10 protein-coding genes are annotated in these 12791 nt (G+C 45.6%); 3 read left to right on the top strand and 7 right to left on the bottom strand.

Going from position 1 to position 12791, the window contains the following annotated elements; all coding sequences use genetic code 11:
- Together RB160_RS17500 and RB160_RS17495 are read left to right on the top strand one after the other, a co-directional pair.
- Positions 1-1422, top strand: a complete 1422-nt coding sequence (locus RB160_RS17500) for a S8 family peptidase (protein WP_316571720.1) — start codon at positions 1-3, stop codon at positions 1420-1422.
- A 404-nt stretch (positions 1423-1826) separates the two neighbouring features.
- Positions 1827-2243, top strand: a complete 417-nt coding sequence (locus RB160_RS17495) for a cytochrome-c oxidase (protein ID WP_316571719.1) — start codon at positions 1827-1829, stop codon at positions 2241-2243.
- A gap of 82 nt (positions 2244-2325) precedes the next feature.
- Here RB160_RS17495 and RB160_RS17490 read toward each other — a convergent pair whose 3' ends face one another.
- The 4 genes from RB160_RS17490 to RB160_RS17475 form a co-directional block, all read right to left on the bottom strand.
- Positions 2326-3549: an MFS transporter gene (locus RB160_RS17490; protein ID WP_316571718.1), complete on the bottom strand. Its 1224-nt coding sequence runs from the start codon at positions 3547-3549 to the stop codon at positions 2326-2328.
- A gap of 223 nt (positions 3550-3772) precedes the next feature.
- Positions 3773-4318, bottom strand: a complete 546-nt coding sequence (gene lepB / locus RB160_RS17485; RefSeq protein WP_316571717.1) for a signal peptidase I — start codon at positions 4316-4318, stop codon at positions 3773-3775.
- Between the two features lie 271 nt (positions 4319-4589).
- Entirely contained in the window at positions 4590-5093 is a 504-nt protein-coding gene (locus tag RB160_RS17480; protein ID WP_316571716.1) for a cupin domain-containing protein, read from the bottom strand.
- 305 nt (positions 5094-5398) lie between these two features.
- A complete protein-coding gene (locus tag RB160_RS17475; protein WP_316571715.1) occupies positions 5399-8710 on the bottom strand; it encodes a trifunctional glycoside hydrolase family 18/polysaccharide deacetylase/glycosyltransferase family 2 protein in 3312 nt (1103 codons plus the stop codon).
- A 496-nt stretch (positions 8711-9206) separates the two neighbouring features.
- Here RB160_RS17475 and RB160_RS17470 point away from each other — a divergent pair, with 496 nt between their 5' ends.
- Positions 9207-10175, top strand: coding sequence for an LCP family glycopolymer transferase (locus RB160_RS17470; RefSeq protein WP_316571714.1), 969 nt, complete (start codon positions 9207-9209; stop codon positions 10173-10175).
- A 211-nt stretch (positions 10176-10386) separates the two neighbouring features.
- Here RB160_RS17470 and RB160_RS17465 read toward each other — a convergent pair whose 3' ends face one another.
- Genes RB160_RS17465 through RB160_RS17455 form a run of 3 tightly spaced genes read right to left on the bottom strand, consistent with a single transcriptional unit; the run spans position 10387 to position 12791 of the window.
- Positions 10387-11541: a DegT/DnrJ/EryC1/StrS family aminotransferase gene (locus RB160_RS17465; protein WP_316571713.1), complete on the bottom strand. Its 1155-nt coding sequence runs from the start codon at positions 11539-11541 to the stop codon at positions 10387-10389.
- 6 nt (positions 11542-11547) lie between these two features.
- Complete coding sequence (locus tag RB160_RS17460; RefSeq protein WP_396954741.1) at positions 11548-12183, bottom strand: acetyltransferase; 636 nt, start codon at positions 12181-12183, stop codon at positions 11548-11550.
- The gene (locus RB160_RS17455; RefSeq protein WP_316571711.1) at positions 12183-12791 is read right to left on the bottom strand and encodes a sugar transferase; all 609 of its coding nucleotides are present in this window, start codon (positions 12789-12791) and stop codon (positions 12183-12185) included. Before RB160_RS17455 ends, RB160_RS17460 begins: the two co-directional genes overlap by 1 nt.

Here is a 12791-nt window from a genome sequence, read left to right as displayed (position 1 = left end):
ATGTTTAATAAATATCTTCTTGCAGGCGGTGTTGTCGCGATAGCTGTGCTGGCGGGTGGCGTGTTATTTCTTGATAAAAGCGACACGAACCGCCAAGGGGCATCCCGGCCCCAATTAAGCCAGAATCTACAGCAGATTCAGCAGCGCGACGGCCACAGGCTGCGGATTACCGAGTATGACAACGTCTGGAATGGCGGAGAGACTAAACGATACCTTGATACCAATCCTTCTATCCAGAAAATTTATCATAACGAACGGGATACGAGCCATTTTGTCGACAATGAAGTAGTCGTCGATTTTACCGGCCACCCGGCACCGGAGGAAATTACGCGAATCAATGCCGAAATTAACGGTGAACTTGTGAAAAAATTCAATTCAACTTATATTTTCAAGTCAAGGACCATGAACGCCGAAAAGCTAATTAATTATTTTGGAAAAAGAAAAGATGTGGAGTTCGCGGAACATCATTACATTCTCATGCAAAATGCCGTCCCCACTCCGAACGATGTTTTTTACCGTGAACAATATCAATGGAATCTTCCTGTAATTGGGACTGAGAATGGCTGGGAGATTTCACGTGGCTCTAAAAAGGTCACAATCGCGATTGTCGATACGGGGGTTGATTTGGACCATCCCGATTTAAAAAACAGGCTTGTCGCAGGCTACAATGTCCTTGCCGATAATAGCAATCCCGATGATGACAATGGCCACGGTACCCACGTCGCCGGTATCATTGCTTCTGAGACAAACAACGGCCGGGGGGTTGCAGGGATAACGTGGTACAACAAAATCATGCCGGTAAAGGCGATGGGCAAGAAAGGGTATGGCACGACATCTGACATCGCCAAGGGAGTCTATTGGGCAGTTGACAACGGAGCGAAGGTGATTAATCTAAGCCTTGGCAACTATCAGCATTCCCAGGTTTTAAAGGAAGCGATTGATTATGCCAATAAAAAAGATGTTGTGATTGTCGCTGCAGCAGGGAACGACAATACACGGCAGCCGACCTACCCAGCCTCCTATCCTGAAGTGATTGCTGTTTCCGCCGTCGACCAGGATAGCAGGCTCGCCGAATTTTCCAATCATGGAACCTACGTGGACGTCGCCGCTCCGGGGGTATACATCCCAAGCACGTATTTCAAAAAACAGTATGCCGCGCTATCCGGTACCTCAATGGCCTCCCCGCATGTCGCCGGTCTGGCAGGCCTGGTCCGCTCGGAAAACCCGAAGCTGACGAACAAGGAAGTCATCCGCATTATTAAAAAATCCGCGGCCGACCTTGGGATCCGTGGAAGGGACGCGCAATATGGAAGCGGAATGATTGATGTGAATCGTGCCCTACAGATTGCACGCGAAAGCAAACAACAGGCCCCAAGCAGGCCAAAAACGCAAAGCTGGCTAATCAATTTGTTCAATAGATAGAAACGCGCCCGCTAGAGCAGCGGGCCGTTTCTTTTTGGAGCTGGACTTTGACAGCTTTTCGGGTTTTTTCCCCTATCGAGTCAGAAGGCCACCTTACTTCTGACAGCTTTCAGGAATTATGCGCCTATCGAGTCAGAAGTTCAACCCGCTTCAGACAGCTTTCTGGGTTTTTGCCCCTATTGAGTCAGAAGTTCATCCGGCTTTATAAATGAACCACCAGCGTATCTGAATGTCCCAATTATTCATTTTCGCTCGTCAGGTTCCTCCCAAACCGATGCCAATTTTACTTTTTGCATAAAATGTCGATTCGAATTGCCTGAATATTCAAAATGCGCCATTCATATTTACTATCTTCATCTTGTATACTATAACTGTAAACAATTCTTAATAAGGAGGTGGTTTCTGTGAAATTCGGCACTCTCTTCCTGAAAGTTGCGGCTCTTTACTTTTTGATTGGCGTTGGAATGGGGATTACGATGGAAATTATCGGCGATCATAGGCTAGCGGGGGCGCATGCCCATATTAACCTAGTAGGCTGGGCATCCATGGCTTTGTTCGGCGTCATCTATGTCCTTTTTCCAAAAGCTGGCGAGACACAGCTGGCGAAACTTCATTTCTGGCTTTATAACATCTCATTGCCTTTATTCATGCTTGGCCTGTCCTTCCTGCTTCTTGGAAACGAATCACTCATCATCCTGCTGCAAATCTTCCCGAACATCCTAGTCCTCGCCGTCCTGCTCTTCGTCATCAATGTTTTCAAAAACGTCAAAGCCGCGGATGTCTCGCACTATTTGCACAAGGATAAAGGCGCTTCTTTGTAAAATTAAAAAAGTAGTGCTGCCACGCCGGCGTGCACTACTTTTTTTATTTCACACTTCATTTCTTTTTTACAAATAGCTGCTCCTAACTCGGAACTCCCTGGGCCTTTTCTTTAAAATAGCCCGCCCTCGAAGGCAGAATAATGGCCGAAAACAGGCTTGCCGATAAAAATAGTCCGGCAATCGAGAACACGATGCACACAAACTGGAGGCTGAACCATTCCGCGAAAAAGCCGACTAGCAGCGTCAACCCAATTTGAATGACTCCCTGCGCCATTTCCGCCACGCTCGCAAACCTTCCCATCAGCTCGACCGGCACCTTGTTCTGGAAAAAGGTTGCATAGCCGGTTGTCGCGAACGCCATGAAAAATCCGAGAAAAACGAAAGCTGCAGTAGCGGTCAGAAAATTAAATGATGAGTAGAAAGCCAAATAGCCTACCGACGAAAGAAGCATTCCACCGCCGAGATAAAATTTCAGAGGGATTTTCTTCGATACCATCGCGGCGACAGACGAGCCTGCCAGCGCCCCAATTCCTGTAATGCTTACAATTAACCCGTAATCCCTGGTCGACAAGCCAAGGATTTTTTTAATAAACGTTACTTCCTGCGGGTCGAGGGCGAACCCAATCAATGTCGCACTCTGGTAAAGCAAATATACGACAATAAAGAATTTGGCACCAACAACAAAATTCCGGACCGCTTTCCAATCCTCCACCAAGGTTTTCAGGCGGATTGGCTCCCTTCCCTCCGCACTTGCCTTATCAACATTCGGGAGCAGGTAAATAAAGAATGCGCAAATAATGAACGAAATCGCGTTGATGATGATGCAAATTTCCGTACCCGCCACCATAATAAGCATTCCTGCGATGGCCGGCCCGAGCAAAAACGCGCCTGAAGCGGTCATGCTCATAATCGAATTGAACCGTTTCCGGTTTTCTTCAGGAACCAATTTTGTAATATACACAGTTGAACTTGGCCCGAAGAATGCCCCGGCGATATTGATCAGAAGCATGATAAAATATATCAGCCAGAGCGAATCTGTAAAAGGGATAATGAATACAAGCAATCCCCGAATGACATCGGTCGCAATCATCAGCTTTCGTTTATTTGCCCGGTCGATTACACTTCCCGACCAAGTATTCGTAATTAATACCGCAATTGGCCTGATAATATACAAGCCAGCGACCGCTGCGGCCGACCCCGTTAAATCAAGGATAGAAATATTCAGCGCGACAAGATATAGCCAGCTGCCCAAATACGAAATGCCTATCCCTGTCAACAACAGAATCGGGTTTCTCCAAGAACCCATTAGCTCACCTTTTTCCTTCCAATTTCCCCCATAATATCATTTTTCCGAAAATTTTAAAAAGATTTTTCAAAGGGCAAACAAAGCAACGGGCCAACCCGCTCAAAATTTTCCCAACCTCCAAGCAAACAAGGGACTATCCAAACATAAAAGCGTGCTCCCCGTTTCAGACCACACGCAAGGTCCAAATAAAAAAGCCGCCAAACCGGCAGCTTTAAACATGCAATTATTCCTTGATAATCCTGATTTCCTTTAACGGCCAGTACACAACCTTCGTGGTTCCGACCACATCTTCAACCGGAATCGCCCCGATATGGCGGCTATCCTTGCTGTATCTCCTGTTATCACCCAAAACGAATAAATGGCCCTTTGGAACGATCGATTCGCCAACAGCCGTTTCCTCTAGCTTGAACGAATCAGTCAGCGTACCACCCGCAATCTCCTTTTTGAACTCGTCAAGGTACGGCTCATCATACGCCTTGCCATTCACATACAGCTTATCATTCTTATACTCGATCCTGTCCCCAGGCAGCCCAATGATCCGCTTTATGTAATCTTCCCGCTCATTCGCATGGAAAACCACGATATCAAACCGCTTTAGCTCACCAATCTTCGTGACAATCATCCGTTCATGGGTCTGCAAGGTCGGTTCCATCGAAGCGCCCTCGACCTCAATCGGCGTCAGGAGAAAAGTACGAGTCAAAAATGCTAACAATATCGCAATCAAAATGGCTTTTCCCCAACCGATAATTTCTTCCCTTCTATTCACCATTCTCTTCATCCTCTCACGTTTTCTATTGTAGTTTTTTTAAGAACAAGATGCGCAAGCGCCTTGTTCAGCCCCGACAAGCTTAAGACGGGGCCCGCAGGACGGGCCTGCCCTCCGGAGGGAACCGGCTTAAGACCTCGAGGGGCTAGGCGCTGGAGCTGGATTACAATAACTAATTTTTGAGTTATCAACAATGTTGTTTTTATAAATTCTTAAAGAAGTATCAATGGGCATATTTCGCACGATAAATCAAGTCCAAAAAACGCAGCTGCTCCTATTCAGGAAGTGTTTCATACGCCATTTTCCCAATAATCTCCCGATGCTGCGGATAATCCTTCACCAATTCCTCCTGGGTGAAAAGCTCGAAGTCCGTGTATTCAAATCCAGGAGATACCATGCAGCCGACAAGCGCATAATTTCCTTCCGGCGAAACAGACGATCCAAAAATCGTATTCTTCGGAACGAGCAGCTGGGGAACCTCCCCTTTCTCCAAATCCAGGCCGAGCAGCACTTCCTCATACTCGCCATTCTCATGAATCATATGGACCGAAAGCGAATCCCCGGCATGGAAATACCAAAGCTCATCTGACTTCAGCCGATGAAAATGCGACACCTCTCCGTCTCGCAGCAAAAAGTAAATGCTCGTATAAAGCACCCGCTCCTTCCCCGGCACATCTTCCATCGACATGTACGTCTGCTTATAATAGCCACCCTCTGCGTGCGGCTCAAGCCCCAAGCGGGAAATCCAATACTCAGCAGTCTGTTTATCCAAAATCATTCAGCTCCCAAAATCAATGTCCTTACCTTATTCTTGCACACCCAATCCCCAAATTACAAATGCAACTTTATACGAACAGTGCCTGGCACCACCCGAAAAATCTTGTTTCACAGTTTTTGTTTCACAGATAGGCACTCGGTTTTTAGCACGGCCATCCAGATCAGCTGAACTTAAATTCCCTATCAAAACAGCCTTACCCCTCTAAACGGATTAAGACCGTTTCAAATTAGAGAAACGGTCTTAATCTTTAAATATGCAAATTTAATAGTCTTGTCTTTAAACGTTTCGACAGTGGCATTCCCTGCTCATCCAAACAACCCGCGTTCAGGCGCCAAATCTCCGCTTCGCTTTAATTTCCCCCAGCCAACCCGGGTTCCTTTAAGCGCAACCATCAGGGCTTTCCATGTGACCCACAGCAATAAATAGCGATAAACTATTCTTTGAAGAATCATGCTAAGTAACGGTTTCGCACTTAATTTCTCGAGTTTAAAGGCAATTAAACTGACAATCAAGTCGATTAAGAAATACGTCCCAAAAATAAGCAGGGATGCCCCTACTTCGCCAGTTGCGAGTTTCCAGATAAACAACACATCAATAACTGGTGCAAAAAATGGGACAATAAACTGGAACAGCAGCATATTCGGCATTGCAAGGAATCCGAGCGATTTATGTTTTCTTCCCGCAAAAGCTTTCTTATGCTTCCAGAAGCATTGCAATGTCCCGAATGTCCACCTGAAACGCTGTTTAAGGAAATCACGCAACGTTTTAGGCGCTTCGGTGTAGGCTACCGCTTTTTCTTCAACCGTTACTTTATAGCCTTCGCGAAGAATTTTCAAGGTCATGTCCGTATCTTCAGCCAGTGTATCATCGGAAAAATAGCCAAGCTTTTCAACCACCTGTTTCCTCCAGGCACCAATGGCTCCTGGCACAACTGTGAGACAATTTTGCGTGGCAAAAGCACGTTTTTCAATATTAAATCCGGTGACATATTCAATGTGCTGCCAGATGGTTAGCAAATTCCTCCTGTTTCCGACACGAACATTTCCTGATACCGCCGCTATCTGTCCTTCCTCAAAGTGGCGCACCAGGAATGAAATTGCTTCAGGGGTGACATTTGTATCAGCATCCACGGCGATCAGGATCTCCCCCTTCGCCGTCTTCGCTCCTTCATTGAGGGCCGATGCTTTTCCGCCATTCTTTTTATGTACCAAATGGACATTTTCATGTTCGGAGAAATTCTCGCTAACTGTAAGGGATGTTTTATCCTTTGAGCCGTCATCGACTACTATAATTTCGAGATTGGGATAGTCGCTTTTCATAATCGACTCAATCGTCTTCTTTATCACTCTTTCTTCGTTAAATGCGGGAATGACAACACTCACTAATGGATTGAAAGGTCCTCCCTGATGAAAGCCAGCCCGCCGTACCTGCTTTTTATGTTTTATAGCCAAAAAGCCTAAGATCAAAAGCCTAAGAGCGAGAACAAGCATTATCCCGATTAGCAACCCCACTGTTACAGTTTTAAAATGGGCTATACCCAAAAGCACGAGTTTGGAGCTATGGACAATCGGCTTTTCCACATCCGCCACAGCGGGCATGACATTATTTTGATTTTGGCTCATCAACTCACTGACTGTTGTAAACGTATATCCCTTTGCCTTCAATTGTTCAATGATGATTGGCAGGGCTTCAACCGTCGCCTGCCTATCCCCGCCGCCGTCATGAAGCAAAATGATGTCGCCTCCGGAAGCCTGCTTCAGGACATTCTCCACAATCGCATCCCTGTCCCGTAGCTCCCAATCCCTTGAATCCACATCATAGTTAACCGTTATATAGCCCAATTCCGTTGCTTTCTTCATCAGTTCAAAATGATCAGGAAAATACTTTGCCTCTTCATCTCCCAAAGGAGAACGGTAGAGCATGGTAGTATGGCCGGTAATCCCCTGGATCACTCGCTGGGTGCTGTTTAACTCGAAAGTCAGCTTTTCCTCGGATAAATCCTTTGTGTTTGGATGTGTAAACGTATGGCTGCCAACCTCATGGCCATCCTTTACCATTTGTTTCACGATGTCCTGATGAAGGGCGGCATTTTTGCCAATCAAAAAGAACGTAGCCGGGATTCCTTGTTCCTTCAAGATTCTCAGAATTTCCCCCGTATATTCAGGGGTAGGCCCATCATCAAACGTCAAAACGATTTCCTTTCCTTCCGCTTTGCTTAAACGTTCAAACTCATATGCCTTCGGATTGGAAATATACGATTCATGTGTAATGAAACCTGCCTCATTAAACAAAAAGCTGCGCTTGCCTTCCTCCCTGCTCTCCGAGGCCCTGAATACATTCCCATCTCCCTTGCTAAAAATATTCCCGCCATTTTTGACCGTTTGCATTTCTTGGAGTTTGTTTCCTTTAAGGATATCCCACACTGAGGGGTCTTCTGCCCCGAGCCTCCAGAGTGCGACTCCTTTTGCACCGGCCTCTTCGGATAGTTTCAGCTGATTGTAGAAGGTTGCGCTGTCAAGAAACCATATTTCATGCAGTTTACCGCTTTTTGTATATTTCACGTACGGGTTTTGGCTAATATCATCCCACTGGATGGTCAAGCCTGCTTTTCCAGCAAGCCTCGTAATATCATCAAATGAAACTGCTTCACCCGGCTCCTGGCTTTCCCACTCCCAGTCATAGCCGTAATTGCCCAGGGCTACAATAAGCTTGTCCTTAGGCAATTTTGCAAGAACGCTTTGAAACCAGGATGTGGAAGCAATTGGGCCAGGTGAGTTGACATTCTCATCGTAGGCCATCACAATCAACTGGTCCACATGGTTCTCAAGCTGCTGGTAATCATACGCTGGATTCGCAGCTGGGACATCCATCGAGACGGTTAGCCCGTCCGCATGGAATGCCTCGTACAGTTCCTTCATAAACTGGGTCAATTGATCGCGGGTTTTTCTATCCAAATTTTCAAAGTCAATGTTGATGCCATCAAATCCATTTTCTTTAATAAGGCCATGCAGGTTTTTTATCAATTTCGCCCGTTCCCCTGGCGAATTCAACAGGGTAGTTACCGTTTCCCGGTTCCATTTTCCATTCTGTATGTTATGAATCAACGGGGTAATTTTCATACCCTTTTCCCTCGCAAGCTTTACGATATCCGGATCGATATCGCTCTCCACCCCAAGGTCTTCATTCAGGCTTAGCCATTGCGGGACTAATACATCAATTTCTTCACTATGATCCTTTAGCGATTGTTCACTGTTGCTGTCCCAATTCACATAAAAGGCGTACACATCTTTGTTATACGAGACTTTGTTTTGATAAAAACTGACATCTTGTTTGGCTGAAACAGGCTGTGTGGCCGTCATTGTTTCCGATGGTGCAATAACATTAAATTCATCGGCTACCTTTGTTTCCAGCTTTGGCATCACTGGATTAAAATAAAGGCCAAGGCCGGAAAAAAAGACCGCAAGCGCGAACAGGGCGGCAAAGGAAGCACAGAAAAAGACCATGACATTCCAGCGTTTACTTGATTCACTCTTAAAAATGAAATCTTTCTCGCCTTGTTCACCAGTTACATCCATGTTCCTATTTATATCCTTTTTAAATTGAAATCTTTTCTTCATTTATTTACCTGCCTCAAGTCATTTTTCCATTTTGCTCAATTCTTCGCTTTCCGTTCTAGCCATATCAACCGTACCACTGGGGTTCAATCCTTTGATATATGCTGATTTATTCATTTTTAATTATGACGGTAGAGCAGCTCGGCAAAAGGACCCAAAAATAATCAACTTATTTCTATTGAAAAAACAAAACTGGTACTTATGTAACACACCTCTTGTCTTCCCTTGTTTAATCAGCTTTTCATTCCCTAAAAACACCATTTCCCCGATCCAAAGACCTCTTTTTAAAAAAGAATCATCCTTTCGTAACAATTAGTTAACAAGCAATTAATATAGTGGAAAAATTTTTAATCATGTAAAGGACCTCTATCCCAGGGATATTTTCCTAGAAATGTTGGTACTCTCGGTATGTTGGGGTTGAACTAGTCATTTAGTCGAATAACGTTAAGTTGGCCCCAATGATACAATGAACCTAGAGTGCATCAAAGGAAGTGTAAGAATGGAAAAAGAAAACAAGTCACTAAAAACGAACAAAAGAAAAAAGGGTTTTCGAATTACGCTTATTCTCATTCTCCTGTTATTCGCAGGAGCAGCCGTCTACGGGTATTCTGTCTATCAATCGATTGCCACCACACTAAAAAACACACATGAACCCCTGGATAGGCCCAAAAATGATCAACGGCAGATTGATTTAGCAAAACAAGATCCCTTCTCGGTCTTATTATTAGGGGTAGACCAGCGTGAAGGAGACCGTGGACGCCCCGATTCCCTCATGCTGCTAACGGTTAACCCTGATGAAGAATCGATAAAAATTGTGAGCATTCCCCGTGATACATATGCCAAAATCATCGGAAAAGGGGTAGAGGATAAAATCAATCATGCCTACACATACGGTGGAGTGGATATGAGCATTAAAACGATTGAACATTTCCTCAATGTCCCAATCGATTACTTCATCGCGGTTAACACAAATGGTTTTCAGGAACTCGTAGATGCCGTTGGCGGCGTAACAGTAAATAACACTCTGGATTTTTCATATGGCAAATTTCACTTTCCTGTAGGCCAGTTGCATTTGAATGGAGCGGAAGCCCTTAAATTCACGCAAATGCGCCATTTAGACCCAAAGGGCGATTTCGGCCGCCAGGAACGGCAACAAAAAGTCATCCAGGCATTTATTAAGGAAGCTGCAACTGTTAAAACACTGGCAAACTACCGAAGTATTTTAGAGGTTATCGGAAACAACATGAAAACGAATTTAACATTTAACGAGATGAAAAAACTCCAAGAAAACTATTCAAAGACGAGAAATAACCTTGAACGAATCCAAATAAGCGGAAACAATTTGAAAAAGGATGGAGTCTATTATTTTGAAGTACCTGATGAAGAGCGGGAAAAGCTCTCACAGATGCTTAATGAACACTTGAAAATTGAACCGATCACGAAAACCGCAAAAGCTGAATCTAATTGAACCACACGGGAAAAACCGCAAAACTTGAATTTTAAAAAAGCCATGCCCCTGGACTCTAAGGTGCATGGCTTTTTCTTCCGCCAAACAGCAGGTCCATACAAGTTACCTAAGAATTTAAAGTCTTTGATTCAGCCTAAATGGAAAGCTAATTAGAAGTTTGGTTCTGAATGACAAAAGGAGGCCTATACCCCGGCCTCCTTATTTTAAGTGGTCAATTAAACGCATCCTTAACCGCCTCTATAACTCGTTCCTGTTCATCTAAGGTCATATTGGATCCCGACGGAAGGCAAACACCATTGGCAAATAAAGCAGATGACACGCAATTCCCTGGCTCATGTGGGTAATAGTTGACTCCATCGAAAACCGGCTGCATATGGAGCGGTTTCCAGACGGGACGGGCTTCAATATTTTCTTCGGCAAGACGGTTGATTAGATCCATCGGTGAAACGCATGTGACGTTTTTGTCGAGTGTAAATGTCGTCAACCACCGATTTGATAGCGTCATTTCCAGTTCAGGCATAAAGTTTATTCCAGGGATGCATCCAAGTGCTTCAGCATACCTATTGAATATGGCCCTTCTAGCCTTAACCCGGTCATCAAGGACCTCGAGCTGGGCACGTCCGACCCCGGCGAGGATATTGCTCATCCGATAGTTGAAGCCTATCGTGCTGTGCTGGTAATAAGGTGCTGGGTCACGCGCCTGAGTAGCCAAAAACCTTGCTTTTTCCAAAGCCGCTACATCATCGGAAACAAGCATGCCCCCTCCTGAAGTTGTGATGATTTTATTTCCGTTAAACGAATAGATGCCAAATTTTCCAAAGCTGCCGCTTTTTCTTCCTTTGTATTCGGATCCAAGGGATTCAGCCGCATCTTCAATGAACGGCACTTCGTATTCATTGCAAATTGCCGAAATTTCATCCATCTTTGCGCTTTGCCCATAAAGGTTGACGACGATTACCGCTTTCGGAAGCTTATTTGTTTGGGCCGCTTCTTTAAAAGCCCGCTTCAATGCCAGTGGGCACATATTCCACGTATCGGGCTCCGAGTCAATGAAAACAGGCTCTCCTCCCTGATACAGAATCGGGTTGGCGCTGGCCATAAAGGTCAACGAGGAACAAAATACCCGGTCGCCTCTGCCAATCTCCAAGAGCTCCAGCGCCAAATGAATCGCTGCTGTACCCGAACTGACCGCTGCCGCGCCATTCACGCCGGCATATGCGGCAATCTCTTCTTCAAATGCATTGACATTTGGGCCCAAAGGGGCAATCCAGTTCGTTTCAAAAGCCTCTTGTATATAGGATTGCTCCCGCCCGCTCATGTGTGGGGAAGATAGATAGATCCTTTTTTGTTTTTCTTTAACGATCATTCAGATTCACACCCTTACTTTCGTGATTGGTTTTGCCGGTGTTCCTGCTACGGTTTCAAAGTTGTTTACTGGATTGATGACAGTTGCCCCGGCACCTACCATGCACCAGTCACCAATCTGGATGCCTGGAATGACAGTTGCGCCGACTCCAATCTGCGTTCCTTCCCCAACTCCAACCCCTCCTGTTAAAGCGGCGTTCGGGCTTACATGGGTGTAATCTCCTAGAATTGTGTCGTGTTCGATCACGGAACCGGTATTTAAAATGGCATGATTGCCAACTGTAGCCGCTGCATTAACGATGCAATTGGGCATGATGACCGTCCCGTTCCCTATCTTTGCCGACATGCTGACCACAGCGGTCGGATGTGCCAGGACGGCATACCGTTCCAGGGGCAATGAAAGTTCCCCGGAAATCTTTTTCCGGGCTTCATTATTGCCTACAGCAAGCACAAACTTCATGCTCTTGTCATTTAACGAAAGTTCCTTCGCCAGGATAATCGGGCCATATAGCACCCCATCTTTTTCTTCCACACACTTGAATTTGTCATCAAGGCGTGCCGCGATTGTATATTCATCTAACGAGAGAGCAATATCTTCAACCACTTTGCTATGGCCGCCTTGGCCAATGATGCATAGTTTTATCAATGTTTTACCCCCGTTCGCGATGATCCGGTGAATTTTTCAACGGTAGCAATGCCCTTCTGGCTAATCCCTTCCGATTTAATGACCTTATGAAACGTCATGAATAAAATTTTCATATCCAGCCAAAACGACTGGTTGTCCACATACCAGACATCAAGCGCGAACTTTTCCTCCCAGGAAATATCATTCCGCCCGTTTACCTGGGCCCAGCCAGTGATTCCGGGGCGGACCTCATGGCGGCGCGCCTGGTCGTCTGTATAGAGTTCGAGGTATTCCATCAGTAATGGACGAGGCCCTACAAGGCTTAAATCGCCCTTCAATACATTCAACAGCTGCGGCAATTCATCGAGGCTCGATTTTCGCAGCACTTTTCCAAATCCCGTTAGCCGTACATCATCCGGGAGCAGTGCCCCCTCTTCATCCCGCTCATCTGTCATCGTCCGGAATTTATAGACATAAAAGGGCTTGCCATGCAGGCCCGGACGCTGCTGTTTGAAGAGCACCGGGGATCCAAGCTTTACCCTCACTAGGAAAGCTGTCAGCAGGAGCACCGGCCAAAGAATGGCTAATCCAATGAGTGCGCAAGTAAAATCAACGAATCGTTTCAT

Origin of the sequence: Neobacillus sp. YIM B06451 (assembly GCF_032667185.1) — a bacterium.
Classification (GTDB): Bacteria; Bacillota; Bacilli; order Bacillales; family Cytobacillaceae; genus Bacillus_D.
This window is presented reverse-complemented; position numbering and strand designations above follow the sequence as displayed.

What these genes read in the sequence shown, in the direction of transcription:
- RB160_RS17500 (WP_316571720.1), top strand. Translation starts at nt 1, where the DNA reads ATGTTTAATAAATATCTTCTTGCAGGCGGTGTTGTCGCGATAGCTGTG.
- RB160_RS17490 (WP_316571718.1), bottom strand. Translation starts at nt 3,549, where the DNA reads ATGGGTTCTTGGAGAAACCCGATTCTGTTGTTGACAGGGATAGGCATT.
- lepB (WP_316571717.1), bottom strand. Translation starts at nt 4,318, where the DNA reads ATGGTGAATAGAAGGGAAGAAATTATCGGTTGGGGAAAAGCCATTTTG.
- RB160_RS17480 (WP_316571716.1), bottom strand. Translation starts at nt 5,093, where the DNA reads ATGATTTTGGATAAACAGACTGCTGAGTATTGGATTTCCCGCTTGGGG.
- RB160_RS17475 (WP_316571715.1), bottom strand. Translation starts at nt 8,710, where the DNA reads ATGAAGAAAAGATTTCAATTTAAAAAGGATATAAATAGGAACATGGAT.
- RB160_RS17470 (WP_316571714.1), top strand. Translation starts at nt 9,207, where the DNA reads ATGGAAAAAGAAAACAAGTCACTAAAAACGAACAAAAGAAAAAAGGGT.
- RB160_RS17465 (WP_316571713.1), bottom strand. Translation starts at nt 11,541, where the DNA reads ATGATCGTTAAAGAAAAACAAAAAAGGATCTATCTATCTTCCCCACAC.
- RB160_RS17455 (WP_316571711.1), bottom strand. Translation starts at nt 12,791, where the DNA reads ATGAAACGATTCGTTGATTTTACTTGCGCACTCATTGGATTAGCCATT.